Source organism: Clostridium sp. NkU-1, from assembly GCA_001312405.1.
Map to the genome: position 1 here is coordinate 89,951 of BBDR01000008.1, position 25,436 is coordinate 115,386.

The window sequence follows — 25,436 nt, forward strand, 5'->3', positions numbered from 1 at the left end:
AATGTGATCAACACCGGAAATATCCCCTGGCATAAAATTCCTTTCAACACTTTAAGCGTATTGGAAAAAAAGAACCGGATCGGCTGAGTTGCGAATTCGTATGTTCATATGTTGAAATTGAATTTCTATTGGCACATCTTCCAGCCTGTATTCTGTAACCACATGTTCTGCAGCTATGCTGCGATGATTCAAATCAGAACAGGTGTGGTTTGACAGAGGAAATGACGCTTCTGTTGGCAGCGCATCTTCCACGATATTGATTTTGACAACATCATGCTGTGGTGAACGTTTCGCTTTTTCAGGATTCTTTGCAATGGATTCAGGTAAATCGAATACAGACTTCATACGCAGCCTCTTAATCCAGGTATAAAGGTGCTCGATGGTATCTGGTTTTCTATACACCATTGTCGGTCAGTCAGACCACTTTGTCGGCATTCCAGAACTTGTTGATAAGTTTTTTTCCAGGCTAAGTATTTTTGATCGCATACCGCTAAACCTCCTCATAACATAGTAAACGTCTCCATTTTGGAGTAAACGTCTTCAACTTTTTACTATTATTATGACAGGATTATTTTATAAGTAAATCCGCCGGGAGGTTAGACGCTTACTAAGCTTTTCCCTCAAATCTTCAAAATCGAATTTGCAAGCCGTTTTTCTTCACCTACTGGAGTTGTATAAAATCTTTGCTCAATTCCAAACAGCAGCATTTTAAGATCATTTTCGTCAGCCACCGAAAATGAGTCATCCGTTGCTGTTAATTCAGGGCAATAGTCTTTAATATAGGCAAATACCGTCCTCTTGTCCTCATCACAGTAATTATTGAGTGTGTCTAACGCAAGAGCTATACGCTTACGATTAGCTATTTTTACATCAGCAGAAGAAAAATCTCCCGCCAATCTAACAAATCCCTGATTCAAAAACTCTGCTGTTTCAGCTTCGGTAGCTTCACGATGAAGCTGATCTATACCATGAAAAATTGATGAAATGGATGACAGTTTACGAAAATATAATTTATCTTCGCTTTTAACATAAATTGCATCAGCAATGTCCTTTATTACTATTGAAGCGTTGTTTCTGTCAAAATTAAAACGTTCGCCAAAAGAAATCAGCTTCTTTTTTACCAACTGAGACTTTGATATATTTTGAAAGTAATATATACCATCTTGATAAGAAAATATAAAATCCAACTTCTCAAAAGACGCTAAATCGAGCTGCTCATAATCGACTGAATCAAGCTCCTCGTCCATAAGAAAATCGCGACAATACGGCATTGTTGAAAAAGCAGTAATAACATACCACTCTTCATCTTCAAGGAGCGTAGAGGGGTCATACCCAATAGCTTCATCAAGATTTTCAGGAAGCACAAACATAATCTCATCAGAAATTACTTTGCGAAGCTTATTATTCGTCCGACTACGGTCACGTATTTTCGCTATTAGTTGATTCATCTTTTTCCCTCCACGCAATAAAAGTTGTATTGTTTATTCTTCTCAGGTTTCTAAAACTTGCATCGCTTGCCCTGCGAAATTCTTTTTTCACAATCAAAAATACTTTTGTGCCTTTGCCCGTCTCTGCGTTATAGAAACGATATCCGAAAAGTAAAAATATAGGATTAAAATACTGTATCTGTGCTACATAAGTAAATACAAATATTATCAGATAGACAAAAGCCAAATGCTGCACTTTTTCTACCCCAAGTCCAACAAAGAAATAACCAAGATAAGTTGGTAGAAATGAATTGTTAGCTTCTTCTATGTGACTGCATTTTTCGAGGGTATCCTTGCTCAATGGTAACGTGAGCCATATACTCATAGCAGACAAAAAAACGGGGATGAGCAATAGCACAATACCAAATAGCCAAGACGCATAACGCCAAGAGTCCATTCCTCCTTTATTCCATAAATCATAACAACCCAAGATGTTGCATTTATGGTTAGCAATATTCTGTAAAGCGTTTTCATTCATCCTCGCCTCCTTGATTTTTTATGCTAAACTTGTCCTTCAACAAATTTACCTTGGGATTTAAAAGTTAACCTTTTAAGGAAATAAACGGGTCTGTAAAATAGTGCGCCGCCATTCTTATTTGCTCATTATCTTTATAAACTGTTCAAGCTCTGCTTGGGCTTCCGGAGTTGTGCCTTGCAGTTCGCTCATTAGCTTGAATAACTCTTTAGTGGTGGACTCAATATCTTGGTTCACCTCTGTTAGCTCCCGTGCCAACTGTGATAATGGTACAACAGGTTGTTCCTCAAAGGTGTCCACGTAACGTGGGATATTTAAGTTATAGTCATTTTGTTTTATTTCGTGCAGATCTGCAACATGGGCATATTTGTCCATGTCCTTGCGAGCACAATAGGCAGTCAGGATTTTATTGATATTATCTTCAGAGAGCTTATTTTGGTTTTTGCCTTTTTCAAAATCATTCGATGCATCAATAAAAAGAATGTCTTTGTTCGCTCCACGTGCTTCTCGACCTTTAAACACCAGCACACAAGTTGGAATGCTCGTGCCATAGAACAGGTTTGCCGGTAAGCCAATCACGCAGTCAAGTAAGTTGTTGTCAATGATGTTTTTGCGAATCTTACCTTCGGATGCTCCACGGAACAAAACACCATGCGGCAAAACAATCGCCATTGTGCCTGTCTTTTCAAGGTGATAAAGCCCATGAAGAACAAAAGCATAGTCAGCTTTTGAGGCGGGGGCAACGCCAAAGCCTTTAAAACGAACATCTTTTTCACGGTCTACATTTTTGATGTCCCAGTTTTGCGAGTACGGTGGATTCGCTACCACAGCATCAAACTTCATGGGAGTTTGTATGCCGTCTTTTTCAGCAAAAGGCCAGTCTATGTCAAGCGTATCGCCACGTCTTAAATGCATATTCAAATGCTTCACACCATGCATCATTAAGTTCATTCGGGCAAGGTTAAAAGTGGTGGTATTTAGCTCCTGCCCATAAAAATCTACACTACCCTCGACATTGCCACCGTTCGGTAGTTCTTTTTGTACCGTCAACAGCAAAGAGCCTGAACCCATAGCAGGGTCATAGACACGAAACTGTTCGCCTGTTTGCTTCGTGTTTACGGTTGCAAGGCGTGCCAAAACTTGGCTGACTTCGTGCGGCGTATAAAACTCGCCACCTTTTTTTCCCCGCATTTGCGGCGAATTGTCCAATCAAATATTCGTAGACATCGCCCAAAATATCGTGTCCAGAATCATCTTTGAAGGTAAAGTCGTTTATCATTAATACTATGTCATTCAGTGCCTTTGCACGCTCGTTTGTGGACGAGCCAAGACGGTTGTCACCAAGATTTACATCAGAAAAAAACATTTTCAAAATTCGCTGTGGGATTGCGCTTCGCATTTTTGCTGAATAGGTCAAACATATCTTGAAAATCGCTAGCTTTGATTTTATGGCTTTCAATTTTGGAAACTAGCTCACGCCAAGTGTAAGTAGGTTCAATAACATATCCAATACCCTTCGATATCTCTTGACAATACTCCTCTTTTTCTTCGCTATCCTCTTTTTTTAATACATAAAAATCTCCAAGCCCATTATTTTTTAAATATTCACTTTGATTTTCAGACAGATAACGATAAAACATAAAAGGCAATATATAATTTTTATATTCGCTGGCATCCATGGTGCCACGCAGTTTGTTTGCCATTTCCCACAGCTTTGCCGTGATATTCAGTGCATTGCTCATAATTTTTCTCCTTTATATAAACATTTGACTCAGTAAAGTTTGTTTAATAGTTTTTAGGGTAGTGAGTTTTTGTTGGTGATGTGAGGTTAGGGTGTCAAGGGTGCGGAAGAACGCACCAATTTGCTGTTCTTTAATACTTGGTATATAGATCTTCTGACGCAAAAAAAATGTTTTGGGTCAAGTTTATTGGATGAGTTTCCAGAGGATGTAATTGAATTTGCAAATATCGGAGCCATTATTCGTTCAAGTTGAATAGCGTATTTCCAATAATTAGCATCATATTCTTGCTTGTGTCTATAGATCGGAAAAAGTTCAGAAACAACACCTGTGCCTATATCATTGGCGACGAATCTCCCAAATTTGTAGACAGCATTAGGATGACCTTCAAATGCGATATCCCCCTCACGCATGATATAAGTACGGGTATCTATATTATTCGATTGAACTTTTTCAGGATCTTGAAAGTACATTTTAGCAACAGAAATCCATCGATTCTTTCCAAGCGTGCCATCGTTTCTTTCATTGACTTTTGTGAATTGCTCCCCCAACCTACGCTGTTTCCAAGAGTTTGTGTATCCCTTGAATCGTATTTCTGGCACGTTTTCGCCATCCCTCGGAAACAGCTTTTGCAGATAGGTTTCCTTGGCCTGTTCCAGCAAATCACACTTGCGTTGATGAAGGGCAATGAGAGTGTCGAGGGTGCGAAAAAAACGCGCCAATTTTTTGCTGTTCCACTCGGTCTCTTGGAATTTGCAGCTCGGTTTCAAAGAAGTCTGACGCTGCAATATTGAGCAATCCATGGTTTCGGGCACCCTCCGCTGCGTGCTTAGAAACTTCCTTATACCAATATGTAGTGTCGTAGTATTTTGTCAGGAAAGTGGAGTCAACCTCCGTTGGCTTAAAGACAATATAAAGCGTTGAAAGTACGCCCATGTCATATCTATCGAGACGCTTTACAGCACCCCATGGGTAGCCGTTAGAATAGGATTTGTTATACGCGAATTCACCTTTCTTTACAAGGTAATATCCGCTCACATCGCGGCTTGCCACAGTCTTGTTGAAGAAATCGCTTTGATCTACCAAACCGTCTTGAGCTGAGATAGTTAGTGGTAAAGTCGATTCAAGATCCCTATTTTTCCGAGTAACTCGTTGAGCTATATCCCCCAACTTTCGCTTTTCCCAATCTTCCGTAAATCCTTTAAACCGTATCAACGGTTCTTTCTCTGTTTCACTCACGTTATTCACCTCTCTTTATCTCATCAGCCAAGGCATAGAAAGCCTCACGAAACGCAATGCGGTATTTCACCCAAGACAAAGCCTTGATTTCATCATTAGCGATTTCTTTATAATCTTCTTTGGCCTGATTCATCATCGTCGTCAATTCGCCTTGTTTGTCCATGTCCTCCTGACCCAAACGGTGCTTCTTTATCAGTGCCGTTAGCGCTCTTGGCGTGGTGCTATTGTCAAGCCCCCATGTACGCACAAAGGTTGTCACCAATTTTAGGTTTGTTTCCTTCTGCACTTTATCGATGGCTTTATTCATTTTCTCGACGTCGCTGGAAGCAGGGTACTTGTCAAACTCAAATTCTTTATCATAAATTTTTGTGACAAAATTACGAATCTTACTCTTTTCTTTCTCATTATCAAATTTCGCCAATTCAATGTGAATGTCATCTCTTGTGACTTTGGCTTTCTCCATTTCGTTGGCGTGCACTTCATTTGCCATTTTTGCGATGAGTTCCACCAAATAGTCATAATTTATGCGTACATCGTGAATATGCACCATTGCCAAATTTACTTGAGAAATGTCAATATCCTCACGCTTTGCACGGCGCTCTTTCAGTTCACCAGCTAGAACAGTGGTCAATATAATTTCTTGTTCTTCAGTTATTCCTATCCCTGCATAAAATCCTTCGGGATTGTCGTAGGCAGAAATAGGCTCGCCGTTGTCATCCTTGGTATATTGCTTTAATTGGCTTAGTAAGCGGTTATATTCTTTCATCTCTTCAAACAAATCATCTTGTGCTTGTTCGCTTGGCGGTAACTGCACAAAATCACTTGTCAAATCGGATATTTTTTTCAATGACTTCTTTTATTTCCTCTTGTACCTTGCTAAACGGTTTTGAAATAATACCAGACTCTTCGTTGCCTTTTTTTCAAATCTTCAAGAGTCAGTTGTTCATTTGCTGAATCACGATTAGAATAAACAGCAAATGCCATGTTCATCTCATATTCATTTTGTCTTGGCCAGCGATAGTTGACGATATTGCCCCACGGCTTATCAATCAAATTGTGAATACGGTTCGTGCGGGAATACGCTTGAATTAAGTTTCCACCTTTTAACGTTCTGTCAATATAGAGCGTGTTAAGTTCCGGCGCATCAAATCCGGTTAATAACTGGTCTACCACGATAACCAAGTCTAAGAACTGGCCGTCATCGGCAGTCTTGTTCAAACGGCGAACAATATCTTCGGTATACTGTTTTACCGATTCTAAGCCAAACTTTGTGTCAAATAATTCGTTATAGGCGTTCATCGCCCTGTGTAAATTTTCATTCGTGTTTAGCTGTTTATCGCCATTTGTTGTGTCTGCCGAAAAACTGATGGCAACTTTAAGCTTGTCTTCTTCTGGACGCTTTGCATTTTCCTCTGTAAATTTATCAAAGTACTCCATGGCACGAGGGTAGAGGCTCTGTTTCCACCAACATGAACAGTAAACAAGGCATTATATTTGCGGTTGTTAGAACGTTTTTTTCCAGTTTTCAAAAATATCTTTTACAACCAAATCAACGTGATCAGGCTATAATCATATACACTGCCACGCAAATTGTCGTCGATATCCTGCTTGGTTGGATTTTCTGGTGGCTGAATTGTTTCTTTAAATTCAACGTTAAAACCAAGCACATTTTTATCAGCAATCGCTTCTTTAATGGTGTAGGCGTGCAACAGGTCACCAAAAATTTCTCGTGTTTCAGGGAATTTTGGGGTACCGGTATAACCAATCCATGCAGAATGGGGGATGGCTTTGCGAATAGATTCAAGCATACCATCATTTTCTGTACCATCTCCAGTAGAGCGGTGTGCCTCATCTACTATGAAGAGAATGTTCTCATCCAGTGCCTTAAAACTTTCTCTTGCAACATAGCGTGACATTTTTTTGAATGCTGGTAACAATAATATTTTTGTCACTCTTTTTTTGTCAATTTTCGATGCAAGTCTGTAATATTTGCCGTATCGCTGACAACGCCTGTCTTTCCTTCAAAACCAGCAACCGGATCATAAGCTTGGTAGGCATCTGCCGTTTGATTTGTCAATGCAATGCGGTCTACTAAAAACACGACTTTATCTACATTTGACATACGGCTTGCAAGCCAAGCGGTCTTAAAACTGGTAATGGTTTTACCCGAACCTGTGGTATGCCATATATAGCCCAATTTACCATCATTATATTGAAAATCATATTTGCGAACCTTGTCCAGTACTCTTTTGGTCGCATAAACTTGATAAGGGCGCATAACTTTGATGCTTTCTTTATTCTTTGTGCCATCAAGCACCATGTAGCGCGTTGATAAATCGTGTGCCATTGGAATAGAGAGAACCTTATCTGCAAATGTTTTCCATGTGCGAACCGGGTGTGCATCATTTTCATGTTGCCATTGAAAAGCAAAAGCACGATTAAAATGCTCTGCCTTAACATTAGCCATATATCTAATATCGTATGGCGTCATTGCAATTAAAATTTGTAAGGTGGAGTAAATCCCACTATATTGCTTTTCAACAATGTATTGTTGCATTTGATTCAAAGATTCAGTGGTTGTGTGCAGCGCTTTTTTTATTTCAATTTGTATAATTGGCAAACCGTTTATCAGCAATGTAATATCAAACCGGCGATTGGGTTTCCCATCAATAATTTTTGGGCGTTCAATTTGATTGACGACTTGATAAACCGTACTACCTCCACCAACTTGCGCCTGATCAAAGACTGTTAAAAAAAACGTGTTTTCCATTATCTAGGTTAACCTCAATTTCGGAAACACCATTCACGCCATATAAAAATTGTCCGGCATGATACGGGGAGTCAATATCTGTAATAATTTTTTTTAACCTGATTAAATTCAGTGACTGATAGAGCATTATCCAATCGCGCGCGATTATTTTGCTCTAAAATATTCTTAAAATTATCCCATAGCTGTTCAGTGGTTTTTATTTCTTTCTTATATTCCCATTGTTTAACACCGCCGATTTTAGTTAAATAATCAACGACTTCTTTCTCAAAAACCAACTCAGATTGACTTTTCATTTAGACACCCCTCCTTCTAAAACATCCTCTATTATTGAAGATGTAAAACGATCGATTAACGCACCGTATTTTTTTAATTTACTTTGTATACTTAGGGTTTCAGTATAAATCATACCTATTTTTTTTGTTGTTCCATTGAAGGTACCGGAATTATGATTTGATTTAGGGCTTTAAGAGGAATTCTTAATACTGCTCCGCTACCTTGAAGTCCTCTTTCTTTTTGTCGTTTGACACCTTGATACGCATTTAATAAATAAAGGAAATAGTGTCTATCAAGTTCGCTAGTAATAAACTCTGCTTTTGTAAAATTCAAGGACGGTACCTTTCCGATATTACACTTTCCAACTATTGTAGCAAGTTGCATGGAATTACTTATTACCACATCACCCTCATTTAAAGCTAATTCGCTATAAGGTAATAAAGTTGATTTTTCTACAACAGAATCATTTTCATAATTAAAATCGTTCTCAAAAGCAGCTTGATCATAATATTGTATCTCATTTGTTCCATATTGACTTTCTGCACGGGAAGGATTGATTCCTGGAACAAACATTATAAATTCTTTTAGTTTTCTTTGTTTCAAATATTACACCCCCAAGGCATTAATGAATATTTATTGAAATATAACCATATTACAAACTACAAATATATTTTATCACGGCAAAACTGTTTTGTCAATGTTATTTGAAATATTATTATATTTCATTTAATCTGTTTGCTCTGATTTGGTGTCAAATAAAAGGTTGTATCATCCGCCTGACGTGTATATGGGAATCGCGCGATATAATAGGCTGCCCATTGACCTTACCCCATGGATCCAAAACGCAGAGAATCGAAGAAAAACTGGTGTAATTAAAAGGCAAGGTGCTTTCATCGTCCGGGATATCTCCATTGAGGCAAATGCCAGCGCCACTGCATTCAAACAATATCCATAATCTTTCTGAATTGCCGGATACTCTTAAAATATTGGTTACATAACGTGGCATTCCTGTAGTCCCTCATGGTAATGCGAAGCCGAAGAATTCAGGCGATTCAAAGGTTTCCCAATATAGCAAATCTAGATCCAGGGCATTGCTATATGAAATTGTTTACCGGACTAATTCCGTTCAAAAACGAGAAACACCACGATTCTTAGTAAAAAAAGCGAGAGTGCATAGATGCAGTTTGTTTACATTAATAAAAAAACGGGGGCTTTGAACTTTTCATTCAAAACCCTCGTCAGGTCTCATAAACACTGGCTTGTTCAGCCTATATCTATTTTGACCTAATCTTCCTGGAGCTACTGGTAAGATTCGAACTCACGACCTGTAGGTTACGAATTAATCAAAAACACGCCTTAGATTGCCAAAATCCAAGGCGTGTTTCCATATTCAGTTTACCTTGACTCTCGGTTCACAAGTTGTCTTTATGGCTACTTGTATTTAACCCATAGGGGAAACAATATAAATAAATTTGTTCTTTGAAAGCTAATATAATCTTTTTATTATTGACCAGCTGTATAGCAAATCTATGATCAGATTTCATACATTAATTGATATGAATCATTTATAAATGAAAGTTCTTATCTTATCTCTACATGTACAATAATCTACATAGACAACTTCTCTTACACTGTTTACTAGTTAATAACCCATTCCAAGGCAACCAAATATGTGCCATCCACATATCCCTCTACCCCATCTTCGATCATGACATAATACCAGCTATCATCTGTGTTATCAAGTGACATGGCATATGAGCCTAATAGAAGTTTTGCCGTCTCTTCCGCATTTGAAGCTGGTGATTGTCTTAATGTCGTATATTCATCTATGTCTCTTTTTAATAATAATGAATCCCCTACGGGAATTAACCCATAGAGGAAATATCATATAGGAAATCATTCCATAAAAGCCAGAACCAGACTTACCGCATACAACAGTAAAATCAAGCCATCTGTGATCGTGAATACAATGATCAGTTTCTTATGAAACGCACGGTTCTTCCAGGTAATCAGGCACATGATAAGGGAGGGGATAACCAGAAGCACACTGACTACTATCAGGGGAAATATTATTAACGTGGCAATTGTGATACCGGATAAAATTATTGCCCATAATTCCTGTTTTCCCATTGGACTTTTTTTGTTTTTTTATGTCGGGAGCAAGGTGGTTCGTTTCTAAACTAACCGTTTTAGGTGCTTGAGATGCTTCTAGGCTCTTCCTTGGTTCATTTGCTTCTCTCACCTGCGTATGCGGATTAAGACCGAGACCTGTTATTAATCCCTCCACGATCTTATTCAGTGGCATACTGTCGGACAGCTTCCATTTTATCTGTTTCTTATCATCTAACATAATTTCAAGGTTATTTCCATTGACCACTTTTACGTTTGATATCTTTTCAAGCTCTATACTGCAGTTTGAAAGAGATATCATGTTCATCAGATTGTAAATGAACTTTTCTGTGATCACAAGTCCTTTAATTTTGCCTTTCGCCGCTTCATTGTATACCGCAATGACATAAGGCTCCTTCTCAGCTGCCAGGATATTTTTATTTTTGATTGCTAGATTAGCCTCTTCCAAAAACTGGCTACTTCCATATACAGATAAATCAGGCACCTCATATTTTTGAAAGGAAGCTTTTAACCGTTCTCCCCGTCTAAATGCTTCCGTATTCTCATGTTCCTTTAACCAGTCCAGTTTCTCTTTTAGCTCAAGCACCCTCTGTTTTATTTCATCATCATGAAATTCGATCCCTTCTAACTGGACTATTTTTTTGACTTAATTTACCACTCTCATAGTCTGCAAAGCCCGTACCGTATGTAAATATCTTGAAAGCTCTTAAGCTCGGCTCTGTAACGGTTCGCTTCTGCCAGTGTCTGAAAGCTCCTCTTTTCCACAACGCAGGCTTTTTCATACCCCTTTTTCAACAATGACAGCAAAGAAGAAAGCTCTTTATAGAAATCCATCTGTTGACATCTGTCAAATTTCCCGGCAATGGCCCAGCTATTTGATGAATCCAGTACATGGTATTGATTGCAAATCAACGTGATACTTTCTTTCATTTCCTCCAGTTTTTCGCTGGCTGCATCAGAAATCAGATGCAGAATACCTTGTTCATCCTTATATCTTATCCGGATTTCCAGACAGGAAAGTGCGATGACCGTATAAAGCGACATGGCATTCGAATACTGGTTCTCATGAGGAAGCAGAATTCCATTCTCATCCATATAGTCATAGGCAATGGCTTTTTCTTTTACTATATCATAGCCATTCTTGGCACTGATTTTCTGATGGTAGGAAGCTTCCATGATAAAATTCATTTCAGCAAATGCCCACCAGGCAAATTGCCTCGGGCATATGAATTGAGTCAACTCCTTGACCTCATGAAAATCAACTTCCATAGAACTGTAATTATTTAACAGGAATACCCACGCCTCGTCAGCCAGCGGTGTCGTCTCTATGATCTGCCTGATCAGTTCATATGTTTCATCCCAGCTGTCTATTTTTTTTCTATATTAGCCAGAATGCTGTCTACCTTATCATAATCACAATCAATAACACTGGAAGTATCCGTTCCCAAATGTTTTTCAAAGATACCCAGGATACAGGCCGGTAATACATTTCCTACGGTAATGAGCACGATATCCGCAAGGCTTTCCAAGTTCTGAGCATTATTCAAAGCATTCTTTTCATTTTCAAACTTTGCATTGTCCATGATATCGGTAAAAGTATCCCCTACTCCCCGCACCATACCGGTGGCTGCATTCATGGCTCCGGCCTTTAAGCTTCCTTTAATGGCCCCGCCGATTCCAAAGCCGCCGCCCTGCCATTTTGACCGGTTATCACGTTCCAGTTTCTTCAACGCATCATATTGCCCTTTCGCTTCCTTTAGTTCCGAATATCTTTTCAGCAATTCCCGGTATTCGGAAGTATTCTCGTAGATCAGATTGTCAAAATCTGCTTTGAGCCGGGCAACGCTATATTCATAAATCTTCGCCTTAACAAGGAGATCGATTCCCCGCTCAATCTCCTCATCAATACACTTCTGCCATAAATGGGTGCCTGGGTCAGAACCTCTTCAATGGATTTGCAGTTCTCCATGGCTTTCACAAATTTTTCTTTTGCAGTCACTGCATGGTCCTGAAAATAATTCACACAAAGCAGGCAGGATTCGGCATCCTCATTGTATACGACTTTACCTTTTCCCAACGGAAAAACTTTCATACAAACTTGTCCCCTTTCATAATGGATCGTAATTGATTATTGATTATCTCCTCTATAATATTTAACTGCATACAAGAACTTTCTAAAATAAGAAAAAGGCCACCGGCTCCTACTGATATGAAAAAGACCTGATCCCCTCCCAATTCCATGAACCGGAGAGGATTTCTCAGGCCTTTGATCATCTACCGCTATTTATTTTTTAATACTTCACATTTTTTTCCCATTCTTTTTCAGCCTTTTTTCTCTTCCTTTTTATCCAGCGGGCGGAGCACGTTATGACTGCCGGTATATAAATCGGTTTTCGGCGGCTTCCGGTTCGTTGGTTTTACGAAATTGTCAAGCATCTTCACGATCATTCTCATTCACCTGCCTGTTTTTCAAATTCCTTTGCCAGAATCCAGCCGATTGTTTCTGTCAGCACACCCGCCGTAGTCGCATTGACTACATTTCCAACTCCAGGAAGCCAGCCGATTAAAAGCTGGGAAGCAGTTCTTCCGACCGTTGCAGCCGCAGCTGACGCTAACGCTGCTTTGGCAGCGCTTTCCCCAAGAGTCAGGTCAAAGACCTTTCCCAGAGAGATCGTCATGGTAAGCTGGATTGGGGTAATGATCAGATTATCACTTCCCGGCACCTATGCCAGTCCCGCCCCAACACCGCCGGCCGCCGCACTGGCAGAATGAATGATTGCATGACATTTTGCTTTTTGATTATCAGTCATCATTTGTTCCTCCCTTACATTGTTCATTCGTAGCGGGCGCCGCAGGTCCGGCATTTGTTATCAAATACCGTGAACTGTCCACAATTGACACATTTTTGACCTTTTCCACCTTTTCCCGCATTCACTGGTAGAACCATCTTATATCCGCATTTCGAACACTGCCGCCCATTCACCGTTTCAAAAAAGGTAAATTGTCCACAACTGGGGCATAACTTACCTGCCATATCGTTTCCTCCCTTGCATTCACATACATATGTATATATCGTATTTACGATATATATTATACGGCTTTTTTCCGTCTATTGTCTATCAGTTTTTTCGATATATCATTATCGCATATATGAATGGTTGGGAGGTATTTTCCTTGTTTGATGTTTTAGGCAGAATTACAGAATTAAGAACAGAAAGAAAATGGACGGTTTACAAGTTGTCAAAGCTTTCCGGCATTCCGCAATCAACAATCGCGACCTGGTATCAAAAAAACTTACAGCCGCCTGTAGATAAATTAGAGCTTCTTTGTGAAACATTCGAAATCTCTCTTTCCGATTTTTTCAGCATTGGGGACAAAAAGCAGCTGACCGGGCAGCAATTGCTGATCTTAACAAAATGGGGGATCTTGACCCCTTCAAAAAGACAGGCTGTTCTGGAAATCCTGGACCTGCTCATCCAGGAGGATTAAATACTGCCATAGAATAAATAGGGAGGCTCCTGCCTACTATGGCTGTAGACAAAATAATTTATATCTTAAAGTACTTTATATTGTGATAATAAATATACAGTACTTTATTTTTAATATCATTTCTGTTATTCTTAAATAAATCTTGAATTTGAAGGAACCAATATGAGCAAAAAAGAATCAGATGGAAAAGTGTATTTGGTCTATAAAGACCGAGATAATCACGTGAATACAAAAGTAAACGAAGAAGGTAGAAAATCAGCTCTCCAGTTTGATGATAAAGGCAATAAGTTGAACGGTCCCGTTGAACTTGAAGAGGTGGATATTGATGAAATTATAGCAAGCCGAACACCTAAAGAAATGAATCCATATATACAGCTTATTTTGGAAGAGATCGTTGCCCCTGCTATAAGATATGGGTTTGAAGTAGGTACTGATAAACTAATCTCTTACCTTTCAGAAAAGGGAATCCCATCAGCAAAACAAGCAATAAAGAAATTTGCACAAAACAAAAAGGGGTATATGGAAGGTATAAAAGACGGACTGGCTGGCAAAGAAATTAAAGCAAGCAGACTGTTGCGTGAAGCAGAAGAAAAGAAATTAACTACACCAGTTGGAGCGGAAAAAGTTAAAGAACAAGATTTCGAGAAAGAGTTTCATAGCCCAGAAGAGATTCAGCAAGTTATAAATAGTTTAAAGAAGAGTGTTCTTGTCACAGCAACTTGCATAAGAATTTTAACGAACACCATAGTTTCAGATGATGGAACAGACCCAGAAAAACTTGAAGCATCGAAGAAACAGTTGGAAGAATTAGGGGCAAAGGAGGTAATGAACCAGATCAGCCTTATGCTCGAAGAAAAAAAACAGAAACCTTTTGGATGAAAGTTCATGCATAGTTCTGTCAGCTTTCCAGCATGGAAATTTAATTGTTGGAGGAGAAACAGTTCCAATTGCTAAGTATATTGATTGTAGCAGTAAAGAAAGAAATCTTGAAATGACTGGATTATTCCAAATTACAGATTAAAAAGATATTAATAGAACATCAGTTATTAAAAATTGTCTGTCACCTTGTATCTTTATACAATAACTGAATATGAAAGTTATTAAACGAAGAATTACTTCATAGAAGAAATCAAAGAGGTTATCGAGCTTGTGGAGGAAAAAGAGAACGAAAACGGAGGTATGTAACAATATGGCTTTCCAAACACCATTAACAATTATCGAGATAATCAATGACATTCACGCAAAGAAATACCTGTTGCCGTCCATACAGCGTGAATTTGTATGGAGCCAGGAGCAGATAATCAGGCTGTTTGACAGCTTAATGCGGGACTATCCGATCAATGCTTTTCTCTTTTGGAAAGTACCGAAAGAGAAGGCATCAGAATTCAAGTTTTATGAATTCATTCGCAACTTTCATGAGAAAAAGCAGCGTCATAATCCGCCTGCCAATATCAGCGGGAGTGATGACATTATGGCGGTTCTGGATGGTCAGCAGCGGCTTACTTCTCTCTATATCGCTCTTAAAGGCTCCTATGCTGCCAAACTCCCCTATAAGCGGTGGGACAATCCAAGCGCATTTCCGGAAAAACGCCTGTACTTAAACCTTCTCTCAAAATCCGATGAGGAGGACTTGGAGTATGACTTTGCATTTTTGACAAAAGATGAATCAAAAAAAAGCTGATGATGACCATCATTGGTTTCTTGTCGGAGATATGCTGGATTTGAAAGAGCAGGATGAGGTGAATGACTACCTTATCAGCACGGATATTATGCAGAACCCGGATAAGGAAAAGGGAAGATTTGCAAACAGGGCTTTGTTTCGCTTACATAAGGTAATCCACATCAATCAGAGCATCAGCTATTATTTGGAGCAAAACTCTGAACTGGATAAGGTGCTGAATATCTTTATCCGAGTAAACAGCGGTGGCACGACACTTTCTTATTCTGACCTCCTTCTTTCTTTTGCCACGGCACAATGGGAACATAAAGACGCACGGGAAGAAATAAACAGGTTTGTTGATGAAATTAATGAGATCGGACGTGGGTTCAACATCGGCAAGGATATTGTTCTGAAAGCCTGTCTTGTTCTTTGTGATATGCAGAACATCACATTCAAGGTAGACAACTTCAACCGCACCAATATGCTGAAAATTGAATCCGAGTGGGATAATATCACGAAAGCCATTCGAGGTGCGGTTTCTCTTGTCAGCGGGTTTGGATTCAGCAGGGAAAATATCACATCAAACAATCTTTTTATCCCGATTGCCTATTATCTGAAAACAATTGGCCTACCGAACAACTTCGATACTTCATCAGCTACTGTCGCTGACAGGAGGGTCATTAAGAAATGGTTTGTGTCCTCGCTGCTGAAACGTGTTTTTAGTTTTGCACCGGACGGCGTATTAAAACCTATCCGGGATATTATCCGTCAAAACGGAGTAACGGGCTTTCCTGTTGAAAAAATTACCGAGCATTTCAAAGGATCAAACCGTACATTGCAGTTTACAGAAGATGATTATAATAACCTTCTATGGAACAAATACGGAGATAGGGATACGCTGGTGGTGCTGTCTGTTCTCTATCCCTGGGCAGATATGCGAAATCACTTCCATGTTGACCATATGTTCCCTCGAAGCAAGTTTACCAAGAAGTATCTACGCTCCAAAGGTGTATCTGACGAGCTGATCGCAGAGTTCATAGACAACCGTGATTATATCGGTAACCTGCAGCTATTGGAGGGTATCCCGAATATTGAGAAAAGCGACAAGGATTTCGACTTATGGTTAAAAGATACCATTCCTGCCGTCGAGCTTGGTGACTATCGGAAGAAACATTTTATTCCTGATACAGGGCTGACTTTTGATAATTTTCTCGTATTCCTTGAGGAGCGGGAAGATATGCTACTTACACGGCTTAAACAGGAATTGCAATAACCGCCGTTTAATGGCTCAGGAGGCCGAACTATTATGAGTAATATGAATAACGACTTGTAGGGGTTCATGTCAAATATTCCTGCTGAAACAATTCGCAAAGCAATTCAAGGAGATAAAAAGGCTGTAAAAGACGTTTTGGAAGCCTATGAGCCGTACATAACCGAGCAAGCTACCGTAGATAAGGGAACATCCGATGAACATATAGACAAAGATTTAGCACAGGCTTTGCGGTTGACTATGCTGGAGAATATACCAAAATTTTCGTTGGATAACCCTACGAAAATGCAAGAAAAGAGCACTGAATCAATGGAGGAATCTTGATGGAAAGCCTAGTTTTTTTGCAAAATTTCCTGTATGAAGTATTATAAAGGGGCAAGTCGGCACGATGTCCCCTATAACGGCGGTTCATTTGTTAAAGAGAACGGCTATGGTCATGAGGAATATAATTTCTTTGCGCGAAATATTCCCGATGGTTGGGTGGATGATTCCGGATCGGTTACAGGTGGTGATTATTGTCTTGGCTTTGTTGAAACAAAGAGTACGAATGCCAGCAAAAGTAATCAGCTTCATGTTGAGAAAATTCTTGGGTTTGGTGATAGATTCAAAACAGAGCCATGTGTTACCGGAGTGACTGTTGTTTGGTGTGCCACTTCCGACCTGAATGAAACACAAGTTGTTGGTTGGTACAAAAATGCCACAGTATTTCGTGAGTACCAAACATTTGAAGATGAACATGGTAAAGAACGCTTTTATAATATTCTGTCTCTTTCATCTGACTGCACCCTGCTTCCGCAAGGTACGCGCCACAGACATATATGGAACGTACCGTCAAAGAAATATACAAGGGCATTTGGCTTCGGGCAATCTATGTTGTGGTATGCACAGGAGGAAAAAGCAATGCCGTACTTGCAACGACTTACGGACAATATTAGAGACTATGATGGTGAGAACTGGTTATATAATTATCCGGAATAATAGCAGGTTACAAGAAGCCGGTCTGTCGGCAATATTTTCAAATGAAAACGTTTTTGCATACCCCGATCTAAGTTAGACGATTCAGGCGGGATGCTTATGAAATTTATATCATAAATTATCAATAGTTTACGCGCCACTCTCGGTAAAGGATAGAAAGATTTTATTGCCGGAAGTGGCGCAGGCTTTATTCTTTTGCAGGAAACCAAAACGAATGATCCGCTTGAAATCAGGCTACCGCAACATCAAGTGGAACGGAATATATCTGCTCGCGCGGGTATGCGGGTGCTGCTTGCCTTTTTCGGAAGAATCCGAAATCCATTCTTAAAAATACAACTCAGTAACCCAAAACCGATTTAAAATTTGTCTTAAAAATGAATTCATTCCATAAGTTCAAATTCTTCCATAGTCAGTTGGATCTGCGGTAAATAACGGTATACGACCTGTTTTACATGTATCTTAAACTCATTCAACTCTACCCACGCTCCACTAAACAGCTTTCCGTCTATATAGCTAACTGTATTTTGAACTAGATGGATATGTACATGGTCTGTGTCGGAATGAACGCCAAAGCAAATCTGATAACGGTTCCCATAAAATTTAGCAATATCATAAGCCATTCTGTACGCAACGTCTGCGGTAATCCCCCACTTGGGATCTGGAGAAATTATGATATGCCTGAGTTGTCTATAATTTCTATCGTTCTTCCCATATGCTTTCTTTACAAATTGCATTTGTTCCAGCATTTTAGCCGGATCATCAGGATTGGTTCCAATCGCTCCGATATACCCCTTTGTCTTCTCCGGACAAGTTGCATAAGCAATTAAGACTCTTAATGCATTACGGTCTCTATACCCGTTTTTCCCTGTTTCTAACTTAACAATGTCCATATGTTATTCAGCCCTTCCTGTATTTCTTTAATCTTTAATTTTATTGCTTCGGAAGATTCACTTCCATTCTCTTCCATTATCATAAGATCATTAAGGCTAGCCTGCGTCTGAGTTATCATCCGCACTTTTTCTTCCGGAATTTTTCTCACCCTTGTTCTGGAATTTAAAGAAGCACGTCTTACATATTCCGAAGCAGTCATACCCGATTTTTCCGCCCCTTTCCTAATCTTCGCATCCTCCTTTTCCGTATAGCGAATCGTAAGGCTTTTAGATTTTTTTCATATGACTTTCCTCCTACTAACTATTTTTTTATCTAGTTTTTATCTATTAGTTAGTTAGATATAGTGTTAATTTTAATATACTTCATCACTCTATTTCCCTTTTGGTACTCATTTCATATTAGATAGATTTATCTATTCTCTTATATACACAGGATAACGATTTTGTCATACAAAATGCCCTAGCTAAGATTAATTATTCCCGCCTTAAATGATTAAATTTTTATCTTCAACTAACATGCTTATAAAAAAATAAAAGACGAAAGGAAATATTATATGTTTGAATCCTACGATGATTTAGTAACAATTGAAGATTTATGTGAGATGCTTGGAATTGGCAAGAATGCTGCCTATGAATTACTCAGAGGGAAAAAGATTAAAGCCTTTCACATCGGCCGAGCCTGGAAGGTGCCGAAAAAGGCCGTGGAAGAATACATTATGATAAATGCTAAATTGTCAAAGTAGTTTCACAATTTATATTTTCAAAACATCCCAAGAAAAAACTCCCGCAAAAATATGCGGGAGAACATCAGTACTGTTTTTATTGTTTTTTTTATAGCCGTCTGCCTTTGTTACTACTCTTTATCAATTTTAAGTCCTGGATTAATTCGCTTTAAATATTCATCAAAAAGTGGCACCGTAAAATCTATCTCTCCATGCCCTGTGGAGTAAATAATACCTTTACTGATCAATTGAGCTCTTAGCGGTGAAATGGAATTCCCGCGTTTTTTCATAAAATGAGCCACATTTGATATCGTGCAGGGTAAAGTTCCGCACTTTACCATAGCAAACAGAAAATCATGCTCTTTTTTTGTACAACGCTCATATCTTACTTTAAAGAAACTTTCATCAAGATTTTTCAAAAATATGGGAATTACATGCTCCACATCAGTTTCACTGATTGTTTCACTTTCCGTGTATTCCCAAATAACATTACACAATTCCTGAATAAAATATGGATAACCTTTTGACCATCTTAAAATTTCTTTCAATGCGTCCTCTGTATATTTCACGCCGAAATCATTTGCCGGCTTTTCAATCGCTTCTCTGGAGTCTTCTTCCGCCAATTCCGCAACTGAAACAAATTTAAATAGACGTTCGGCATAGGTCTTCACCTCTCCAAAAATTCTTAAAACCTTTGGAAGCCCTGCTCCAAATAATATAATCGGTAAACGCAGCTGATTCACCCGGTGAAGTGCATTGATTAATGCCTCCATTTCATTATCTTTCATGTATTGTATTTCATCAATAAAAAAGCATATTACTCTTCCTGCTTTTGCCGCTGTCCTACCCATTGTAACAAACATATCCGTCAAGTCATCCGAAAGAATGCCTGTTGTAATATACTCTGAAGGTTCTGATGCTCCAACGGTAAAGGTCTGCTCTTTGGGATTATAGGTAACATTAAAAGCCTGTAAAACTGCCAAAGCTTTCTTGGTAAATTCTTTTGCGGCTTCAACCGTACTCATATTATGAATCATTTTTTTCGAATAGTTTGCGATCTGACGAAGAAATCCTCTTTTTTCAGCAATTTCAATATGGGCATAAAGAATATGCTTTTCCTCTGCCTTTTCCTCAATTGCATTTAATAATACAGTTTTACCGACTCCCCTAAGTCCATAATAAATAACTGGCTGCTGTGGATAGCCTTTTATCATTGCGTCTAAATACTTATTCGCGTTTTCAATCAGTTCACCTCTGCCGGCCAGATATGGCGGCATAGCACCGGCTCCCGGAGTATATGGAGAACCAAATTTCATAACAGCACCTCCTCGCATCTAATAGCTTAAATTATACTAAAGATCACCTTGACTTACAATGTAATTTTCAAAGCTCGTTTTTTATTTTTCAACATCTCATTACTACACAGTTTTTACACAGTTACCCATCAATCCCAAAGAACTCTGATAAACTAAAAGTGCTGCTCACGCTATGTAAATGCGTAATAACAGCACCATATAAATCACACTAAATTTCAACATCCGCAAGTTTTGTTTTAGGTGTGGAAGGTCTCGAACACACCGGTCGTTGAATGCAGATACCCCCTTAAAACATTGAAAAACAAGGGGATTTTGCGACCTTGGTACGGTAGATACTATAGCATAAATCACCTTGAAATGCAAGTCGTTCCCCAAATTCACACGCAACGCCTGTCAAACTTTGGAAGTGCATCGGCAATCAGGTTCAGGGTCATAAATGGGGGGGAAAATCTAAAAATAATGCATTATTTCCTGAACAAATGCATCCACATCCTTAGTCCTCCTGGCAGTAGTTTTACACATTCCTCCTGTGGATTAATTCCACAGCGTACAATCGTTTTCCGGTATAGCTTTCATTGAAACAGTCATTTTCTTATCACCTCTTCCCAAACTTTTTCTTACTATTGTTATACCCAAATCAAGCTAATCTTCCTTTTCCTATAAATAGTTTTCAATCCAAGCTTTTTGAAACGCAAAAATCCCTCAGGCAGTTAACTGCCTGAAGGATCTGCTTGGTGTTATTCCTTTTTATTAAATATTACAATGAAATTATTCATGGCATATGGAGCCAAAATAAAACTTGGACGCTGGATTAACTTTTATTTATGATGAGCCGTTCTGCACTTTTTCCAAAGAATGATAGCCGGAACCACCCTCGCTGATGATGTCAAGCACTTCATCCGGCTTAGTAACCAGAACACCGCCCATTGTCGTGACCCCACGCTGAAAAAAAGCATCCGGAAGCATGCTGGCAGTCGGCCCTGTAACGATCACCCTGGCACCAGGCTTTATCATATTCAGTAAATCCGGAAGGGTGTCGTTGAGCACGGTAACACCTGTAATCACCAAAAGATCAGCCTCAGGAATATACATTGATGCATCTTCCGGATGTGCATAATGCTCAAGCTCTTTTCCTTTTAAAGTACGGTTGTCCATCTCAAGTACTTTAAAGTCGGCCTCAGCGGCAATCAGCTTTTTCAAAATGGGAACCAAAGCCCCCACGACTACGCTTTTTCCGTCTTCGGGAATCTGCACGTCATCAAAGGCATCCACCCCGGTTTGAAGCTGATACCCCTTTGCTGCTCCACTTTGCCAGCAGGCAGCGGACAGGGCATTCAGGGTGGCAATTGCCAATGTTTTTCGCAAAATATTGGAATGGTCCAAATCAGATAGATAATCTGCTGCGCTGCGGCCCTTCAGCCTGCCGGATAAGGGCATTGCTTTCGCAGAACTGGGACAGCACACAGCCTCCGGGATTTCCTTAACCGGTGTAAAACACAAGCCTCCCATACCATTGCTTAGCTTTACTCCAGAAAAAAACAGTCCGAATACTGCTCTTTCCACAGTAATCCCTTCTAAGTCACTGCCCAGGCAGTTTTGCACAAGTGCAGCAGTTTCTTTTAACAAAATATTTCCCATAAGATACACCTTTATATCGTTTTATTTTAAAAATATCAGCAGTTTCTAAATCTTCAACAGCATTCCTTCAAGTATGCGTTGGATCTCTTTTCTTTTGTCTACAACATACATTTGTTCACCGATTTCATGCACAAAGACCCCGGAAGATGCCTTTGGCGCTCGCCTTGTAATGGAAACGCCCAGCACCTGGTTTCCCCCTCCAGCCAAATACCATAGCGGGATATCCTCCGGGCTGTTGCCCGCCGCAAGGCTGATTTCCCGGTCGGGTAAAATTAACCTTGCAATTGCAGTTACAAGAGCGGTTTCCCATGGTGAGCAACGCGGATGTGCCTGAAGCGCCGTTCCCGCAAAGGACATGAAACGGGAGATCCTTAACTGATACAGCCTGTTAAACTGCTTAAGATAAAACAGTTGGGCAATTCGGTCTGCATCGCTTTCTCCCAGCCCTACCAGCATCATAGTGCGGCTGGGCATTTCAAGCTCCTCACAGATTTCAAGAAGCTTCTGTCGCCTGGGGAGGCTGTCACCGGGCTTCACAGCCCTAAATATTTCAGGATTGGTGCATTCCAGTGAACTGGTGACACTCTCTACCCCTAAGCGCTTTAGTTCCAGAACCCCTTGTTCAGAAAAAGAAGGACCCAGATTCACTTCAAGCTCCAGGTTGGAATGCTCGCGGATTGTCCGCACCATCGCAAGAAGCGGTTCCTCAAAACCGCCGTTTAAATCGGTTCCCCCACTGATATGAAATTGCCGGATCCCCACATCTTCAATCAGTTCCAACCCTCTTAAAAGAGCATCCATTGGAAAATGATCTTCCGTAAAAAAGCTGCAATAAGAACAGCGTGGAACCACATGGCACGGAAAAATACCACCAGAACCGGATGTCCACCATAGTTGATCACCAAGGATCTGATTTCTTTTTTTGGCACGCACGCCGAAAAAGATCAAATGCGGCATCGGGCTGATTTAAATTTCGTGCATTCTGCATCAATTCCAATGCTTCTGCAGGAGTAAGGCCGCGCTCCACCTTAACTCCTCCTTTCGTCATCATCCGGCAGTCCATACAACAGCTCTGCCTCGATCACATCGCCTTTGTGATAACCCTCTGATCCCACCGGTATCACCATTAGCGCATTACAGTTCATTGCCTGTGCAAACCGGCTGCCCCATGACAGCGGCTCTGCAAAGAATCCGTCCCCAGCTTTATATACCTTTAGCCGCAGGTAAAACTCGTAAGGTGCAGGTTTATGCACCTCCTTCTGCAAAACTGCCTTTACCCTCCGGGGGGCTGCATAGCACGTCCCTCCGCCTGGTAAACCAATGGGCGGACACACCAATCCAAAGCGCAGAACGCTGCAAAAGGTGGACCTGGCAGGTTGATAACCGGCTTTCCGTCTGCAATCGCCAATGCAACTGGAATTCCCGGAATGGACTTTATGCCGTGCTGCAAAAAGCTGCTGCGCTTTTTCAGCAGCCGAACGGTATAGTCTTCGCTGCCCTTGGAAGATCCCCCGTTAATCAGGATAATGTCTGCATTTTGCAACGCATCAGTCAACGTTTCATCCAGCAGCTTTTGATCGTCAGGGAGAATGGGATAGTCCGGATAACCGCGCCCCATTCCTCCAGATATCCGCTGATCATTAAGCCATTGGTTTCCACATTCTGTCCACGCTGCGGCTTTTCCCCAAGGCAAACCAGCTCGTTTCCTGTAGGAATATAAGCCACCACCGGCTGCTTTACAACCTCAAGCTCAGAGATACCGCCTGCCGCTAAAAGACATAGCTGCATGGGATGCACAACATCCCCCTTTTTAAGTAAAAGTTCTCCGGAACGCAGCATAGAACCTTGTGGACTGACCAGCTGCCCTTGCACAATTGGTGCTTCGGGCACAATGGAAAATGTGCCCGAAGCGTTATAAACAAGGTCCTCCACCTGAATAACAGTGTCAAAAGCGTCAGCAAAATCGTCACCAGTATCTGCCATTGCATAATCCAGATCCTTTTTCCATGCAGAAGTGTCCGGAATACCATTGGTAAAATCTGCAAAGCGTACAGCGATGCCATCCGCCTGCGAACTGCGGCATACGGGCAGCGTATTCTGCGAAAAAAACATCCCGCGTGCAGATTCTGCCTTTGATTGCTCCAAGGGCAGAATTTCCGTTGCAATGTCCGGAGTCCATCGTGCCATTAAGGCATTAATCGCCTCAGCCCTTGTTATAAAGTGCTCGCTGTCTAAATACATGCCGTCCCCTCTTACTTTCCGTCAATGATTTCTGAAACCTGTGCATCGCTCATCTCATAAAGGAAGAAATGGCTGTAAAAATATTTGATTTCCCTGGCCAGCTCATCCCGGGTCATAATTTCAGGATAGAGCTTGTTCATTGCCCAGAAAATGGTAAGCGGCTGCTCTACCGTACGGTTTCCCCATACATGGGCAACGGTAGGCGTCACATAAAACGCCTTATCCTTTACAGCGGTAATATTAGCAAAACGGCTGTCAGCTCGATTTCTGCAATTTGTGATTTAGCGGTAAGAATCATGACCTGCGGGTTCCATTTAAGTAAGTCCTCCAATGTATAGGTCAGAGTATCCTCCTTGCGCCCATCGTCAGTGACGCTGATGCCGCCAGCCTGGGCAATCCACCACTCAGCAATTTTATGAGGCTGGGTGAGTGTGGTAACACTGCCGTAAAGCACGGTTTTTTTATCAGTGATGTCTTTGGTCAGTTCCTGAGCTCTGGCTAATTTCTCATCAAAGTATTTTATGTAATCAGCAGCGGTCTCCTGTTTATTCAGTACCTCGCCCATCAGGGTGACCGCCTTTTTAACATCGTCTATCTCCGACCAGGCCAGATAAACTGCGCTGATTCCGTTTTTTTCAAGAAGCTCTGCAGTTTCCTTTGTCATGGTAAAGCAAACATCCGGCTTGGCTGCAAGTACGGTTTCCATAGCAATCTCTTTATTGGCTTCGAAAATAGGAGCACCCTTAATTTGAGGCGCGAACTCGTACTGCAGCTTCCAGTTATCATTTTTCGTAAAGTTTTCCGGCATATCGTTACAGATTTTGGAACCTTCCCCCATCAGCTCCACAAAAGCATTGAGAACACCCACAGACCCAAAGGTACCAATTTTTTTCAATTTGCGCCGGTATAGTAACCGTACGGCCTTCCATATCCGTAATGGTACGTTCGGCGGCGGGAGTCTGTTCAGCTGAATCCGCCTGCGAAGATGGCGCTTCAGAAGTGACTGTTACTGCAGAAGACGGCGGCTCTGTTTGGGCTGCTTTCTGCGAACAGCCCGTAATGCCGCCCAGCAGAAGCACCGTCGCCAAAAGTGATGCGGCTGTTAGTTTTACTGATTTCATA

38 protein-coding genes and 1 pseudogene are annotated in these 25,436 nt (G+C 40.6%); 7 read left to right on the forward strand and 32 right to left on the reverse strand.

Going from position 1 to position 25,436, the window contains the following annotated elements:
• Positions 1-51: 51 nt before the first annotated feature.
• From JCM10519_RS13680 to JCM10519_RS13745, 20 genes and pseudogenes are all read right to left on the reverse strand, one after another.
• Positions 52-345, reverse strand: coding sequence for a hypothetical protein (locus JCM10519_RS13680; RefSeq protein ID WP_054739814.1), 294 nt, complete (start codon positions 343-345; stop codon positions 52-54).
• A 275-nt stretch (positions 346-620) separates the two neighbouring features.
• Positions 621-1,448 carry a hypothetical protein gene (locus tag JCM10519_RS13685; RefSeq protein WP_054739816.1) on the reverse strand — a complete coding sequence of 276 codons (828 nt, stop codon included), beginning with the start codon at positions 1,446-1,448 and terminating at the stop codon, positions 621-623.
• Positions 1,420-1,965: a hypothetical protein gene (locus JCM10519_RS13690; RefSeq protein WP_054739819.1), complete on the reverse strand. Its 546-nt coding sequence runs from the start codon at positions 1,963-1,965 to the stop codon at positions 1,420-1,422. Before JCM10519_RS13690 ends, JCM10519_RS13685 begins: the two co-directional genes overlap by 29 nt.
• A gap of 114 nt (positions 1,966-2,079) precedes the next feature.
• A pseudogene (locus JCM10519_RS13695) lies at positions 2,080-3,704 on the reverse strand (type I restriction-modification system subunit M).
• A gap of 86 nt (positions 3,705-3,790) precedes the next feature.
• Complete coding sequence (locus JCM10519_RS29950; RefSeq protein ID WP_347844190.1) at positions 3,791-4,363, reverse strand: hypothetical protein; 573 nt, start codon at positions 4,361-4,363, stop codon at positions 3,791-3,793.
• 1 nt (position 4,364) lies between these two features.
• A complete protein-coding gene (locus tag JCM10519_RS13700; protein ID WP_347844191.1) occupies positions 4,365-4,940 on the reverse strand; it encodes a restriction endonuclease subunit S in 576 nt (191 codons plus the stop codon).
• Between the two features lies 1 nt (position 4,941).
• Complete coding sequence (locus tag JCM10519_RS29955; RefSeq protein WP_347844192.1) at positions 4,942-5,787, reverse strand: hypothetical protein; 846 nt, start codon at positions 5,785-5,787, stop codon at positions 4,942-4,944.
• 29 nt (positions 5,788-5,816) lie between these two features.
• Positions 5,817-6,377, reverse strand: a complete 561-nt coding sequence (locus JCM10519_RS29960; protein ID WP_347844193.1) for a hypothetical protein — start codon at positions 6,375-6,377, stop codon at positions 5,817-5,819.
• Positions 6,378-6,478: 101 nt separating this feature from the next.
• Positions 6,479-6,892, reverse strand: coding sequence for a DEAD/DEAH box helicase family protein (locus JCM10519_RS29965; RefSeq protein WP_347844194.1), 414 nt, complete (start codon positions 6,890-6,892; stop codon positions 6,479-6,481).
• Complete coding sequence (locus JCM10519_RS29970) at positions 6,889-7,710, reverse strand: DEAD/DEAH box helicase family protein (RefSeq protein ID WP_347844195.1); 822 nt, start codon at positions 7,708-7,710, stop codon at positions 6,889-6,891. The genes JCM10519_RS29965 and JCM10519_RS29970 overlap by 4 nt, the downstream gene beginning before the upstream one ends.
• A 71-nt stretch (positions 7,711-7,781) precedes the next feature.
• Positions 7,782-8,003, reverse strand: a complete 222-nt coding sequence (locus JCM10519_RS29975; RefSeq protein WP_347844196.1) for a hypothetical protein — start codon at positions 8,001-8,003, stop codon at positions 7,782-7,784.
• 115 nt (positions 8,004-8,118) lie between these two features.
• Positions 8,119-8,586 carry a restriction endonuclease subunit S gene (locus JCM10519_RS13710; protein ID WP_347844197.1) on the reverse strand — a complete coding sequence of 156 codons (468 nt, stop codon included), beginning with the start codon at positions 8,584-8,586 and terminating at the stop codon, positions 8,119-8,121.
• A 1,035-nt stretch (positions 8,587-9,621) separates the two neighbouring features.
• Positions 9,622-9,849: an SH3 domain-containing protein gene (locus JCM10519_RS29980; RefSeq protein ID WP_347844248.1), complete on the reverse strand. Its 228-nt coding sequence runs from the start codon at positions 9,847-9,849 to the stop codon at positions 9,622-9,624.
• A 115-nt stretch (positions 9,850-9,964) separates the two neighbouring features.
• Positions 9,965-10,561: a hypothetical protein gene (locus JCM10519_RS13715; protein WP_347844198.1), complete on the reverse strand. Its 597-nt coding sequence runs from the start codon at positions 10,559-10,561 to the stop codon at positions 9,965-9,967.
• Between the two features lie 212 nt (positions 10,562-10,773).
• A complete protein-coding gene (locus JCM10519_RS13720; RefSeq protein ID WP_347844199.1) occupies positions 10,774-11,301 on the reverse strand; it encodes a hypothetical protein in 528 nt (175 codons plus the stop codon).
• Between the two features lie 179 nt (positions 11,302-11,480).
• Positions 11,481-11,894: a hypothetical protein gene (locus JCM10519_RS13725; protein ID WP_347844200.1), complete on the reverse strand. Its 414-nt coding sequence runs from the start codon at positions 11,892-11,894 to the stop codon at positions 11,481-11,483.
• Positions 11,895-11,923: 29 nt separating this feature from the next.
• On the reverse strand, positions 11,924-12,205 hold the full coding sequence (locus tag JCM10519_RS13730) for a hypothetical protein (RefSeq protein WP_054739827.1): 282 nt from the start codon (positions 12,203-12,205) through the stop codon (positions 11,924-11,926).
• Positions 12,206-12,435: 230 nt separating this feature from the next.
• Positions 12,436-12,561: a hypothetical protein gene (locus JCM10519_RS29985; RefSeq protein ID WP_347844201.1), complete on the reverse strand. Its 126-nt coding sequence runs from the start codon at positions 12,559-12,561 to the stop codon at positions 12,436-12,438.
• A 2-nt stretch (positions 12,562-12,563) separates the two neighbouring features.
• Positions 12,564-12,836: a hypothetical protein gene (locus tag JCM10519_RS13740; protein ID WP_347844202.1), complete on the reverse strand. Its 273-nt coding sequence runs from the start codon at positions 12,834-12,836 to the stop codon at positions 12,564-12,566.
• A 110-nt stretch (positions 12,837-12,946) separates the two neighbouring features.
• Positions 12,947-13,147 (reverse strand): hypothetical protein, encoded by a 201-nt coding sequence (locus tag JCM10519_RS13745; protein WP_054739831.1) that lies wholly within the window; start codon positions 13,145-13,147, stop codon positions 12,947-12,949.
• Positions 13,148-13,287: 140 nt separating this feature from the next.
• Here JCM10519_RS13745 and JCM10519_RS13750 point away from each other — a divergent pair, with 140 nt between their 5' ends.
• The 6 genes from JCM10519_RS13750 to JCM10519_RS13770 all read left to right on the forward strand — a co-directional run bounded on the left by JCM10519_RS13750 (position 13,288) and on the right by JCM10519_RS13770 (position 17,510).
• Entirely contained in the window at positions 13,288-13,602 is a 315-nt protein-coding gene (locus JCM10519_RS13750) for a helix-turn-helix transcriptional regulator (protein WP_054739833.1), read from the forward strand.
• Positions 13,603-13,764: 162 nt separating this feature from the next.
• Positions 13,765-14,481: a hypothetical protein gene (locus JCM10519_RS13755; protein ID WP_054739835.1), complete on the forward strand. Its 717-nt coding sequence runs from the start codon at positions 13,765-13,767 to the stop codon at positions 14,479-14,481.
• Positions 14,482-14,791: 310 nt separating this feature from the next.
• On the forward strand, positions 14,792-15,283 hold the full coding sequence (locus JCM10519_RS29990) for a DUF262 domain-containing protein (RefSeq protein WP_347844203.1): 492 nt from the start codon (positions 14,792-14,794) through the stop codon (positions 15,281-15,283).
• A complete protein-coding gene (locus JCM10519_RS13760) occupies positions 15,264-16,535 on the forward strand; it encodes a hypothetical protein (protein WP_347844204.1) in 1,272 nt (423 codons plus the stop codon). Before JCM10519_RS29990 ends, JCM10519_RS13760 begins: the two co-directional genes overlap by 20 nt.
• A 66-nt stretch (positions 16,536-16,601) precedes the next feature.
• On the forward strand, positions 16,602-16,856 hold the full coding sequence (locus tag JCM10519_RS13765) for a helix-turn-helix domain-containing protein (RefSeq protein WP_054739837.1): 255 nt from the start codon (positions 16,602-16,604) through the stop codon (positions 16,854-16,856).
• Between the two features lie 33 nt (positions 16,857-16,889).
• Entirely contained in the window at positions 16,890-17,510 is a 621-nt protein-coding gene (locus tag JCM10519_RS13770; RefSeq protein WP_054739838.1) for a hypothetical protein, read from the forward strand.
• 377 nt (positions 17,511-17,887) lie between these two features.
• On the opposite strand, the gene JCM10519_RS13775 is transcribed toward JCM10519_RS13770, so the two are convergent.
• Together JCM10519_RS13775 and JCM10519_RS13780 are read right to left on the reverse strand one after the other, a co-directional pair.
• Positions 17,888-18,397, reverse strand: coding sequence for a relaxase/mobilization nuclease domain-containing protein (locus tag JCM10519_RS13775; RefSeq protein ID WP_054739841.1), 510 nt, complete (start codon positions 18,395-18,397; stop codon positions 17,888-17,890).
• Positions 18,379-18,597 carry a hypothetical protein gene (locus JCM10519_RS13780; protein ID WP_054739843.1) on the reverse strand — a complete coding sequence of 73 codons (219 nt, stop codon included), beginning with the start codon at positions 18,595-18,597 and terminating at the stop codon, positions 18,379-18,381. Before JCM10519_RS13780 ends, JCM10519_RS13775 begins: the two co-directional genes overlap by 19 nt.
• Positions 18,598-18,951: 354 nt before the next feature.
• On the opposite strand from JCM10519_RS13780, the gene JCM10519_RS13785 reads away from it, so the two are divergent.
• Entirely contained in the window at positions 18,952-19,140 is a 189-nt protein-coding gene (locus tag JCM10519_RS13785; RefSeq protein WP_054739845.1) for a helix-turn-helix domain-containing protein, read from the forward strand.
• Between the two features lie 110 nt (positions 19,141-19,250).
• On the opposite strand, the gene JCM10519_RS13790 is transcribed toward JCM10519_RS13785, so the two are convergent.
• The 10 genes from JCM10519_RS13790 to JCM10519_RS13830 all read right to left on the reverse strand — a co-directional run bounded on the left by JCM10519_RS13790 (position 19,251) and on the right by JCM10519_RS13830 (position 25,435).
• The gene (locus tag JCM10519_RS13790) at positions 19,251-20,453 is read right to left on the reverse strand and encodes an ATP-binding protein (RefSeq protein WP_347844205.1); all 1,203 of its coding nucleotides are present in this window, start codon (positions 20,451-20,453) and stop codon (positions 19,251-19,253) included.
• A gap of 804 nt (positions 20,454-21,257) precedes the next feature.
• Positions 21,258-22,073: a DUF364 domain-containing protein gene (locus JCM10519_RS13795; protein WP_347844206.1), complete on the reverse strand. Its 816-nt coding sequence runs from the start codon at positions 22,071-22,073 to the stop codon at positions 21,258-21,260.
• A gap of 45 nt (positions 22,074-22,118) precedes the next feature.
• Entirely contained in the window at positions 22,119-22,874 is a 756-nt protein-coding gene (locus JCM10519_RS13800; protein ID WP_054739849.1) for a radical SAM protein, read from the reverse strand.
• A 97-nt stretch (positions 22,875-22,971) separates the two neighbouring features.
• A complete protein-coding gene (locus JCM10519_RS29995) occupies positions 22,972-23,100 on the reverse strand; it encodes a hypothetical protein (protein ID WP_347844207.1) in 129 nt (42 codons plus the stop codon).
• Between the two features lies 1 nt (position 23,101).
• Positions 23,102-23,338, reverse strand: a complete 237-nt coding sequence (locus JCM10519_RS13805; protein ID WP_054739851.1) for a hypothetical protein — start codon at positions 23,336-23,338, stop codon at positions 23,102-23,104.
• An 8-nt stretch (positions 23,339-23,346) separates the two neighbouring features.
• On the reverse strand, positions 23,347-23,628 hold the full coding sequence (locus JCM10519_RS13810; RefSeq protein ID WP_054739853.1) for a molybdopterin-binding protein: 282 nt from the start codon (positions 23,626-23,628) through the stop codon (positions 23,347-23,349).
• Positions 23,625-24,314, reverse strand: a complete 690-nt coding sequence (locus JCM10519_RS13815; protein ID WP_054739855.1) for a hypothetical protein — start codon at positions 24,312-24,314, stop codon at positions 23,625-23,627. The genes JCM10519_RS13810 and JCM10519_RS13815 overlap by 4 nt, the downstream gene beginning before the upstream one ends.
• Before the next feature lie 11 nt (positions 24,315-24,325).
• Positions 24,326-24,523: a hypothetical protein gene (locus JCM10519_RS13820; RefSeq protein WP_054739857.1), complete on the reverse strand. Its 198-nt coding sequence runs from the start codon at positions 24,521-24,523 to the stop codon at positions 24,326-24,328.
• 17 nt (positions 24,524-24,540) lie between these two features.
• A complete protein-coding gene (locus JCM10519_RS13825) occupies positions 24,541-25,152 on the reverse strand; it encodes an ABC transporter substrate-binding protein (protein WP_054739859.1) in 612 nt (203 codons plus the stop codon).
• The gene (locus tag JCM10519_RS13830) at positions 25,127-25,435 is read right to left on the reverse strand and encodes a hypothetical protein (protein WP_054739861.1); all 309 of its coding nucleotides are present in this window, start codon (positions 25,433-25,435) and stop codon (positions 25,127-25,129) included. The genes JCM10519_RS13825 and JCM10519_RS13830 overlap by 26 nt, the downstream gene beginning before the upstream one ends.
• Position 25,436 lies beyond the last annotated feature (1 nt).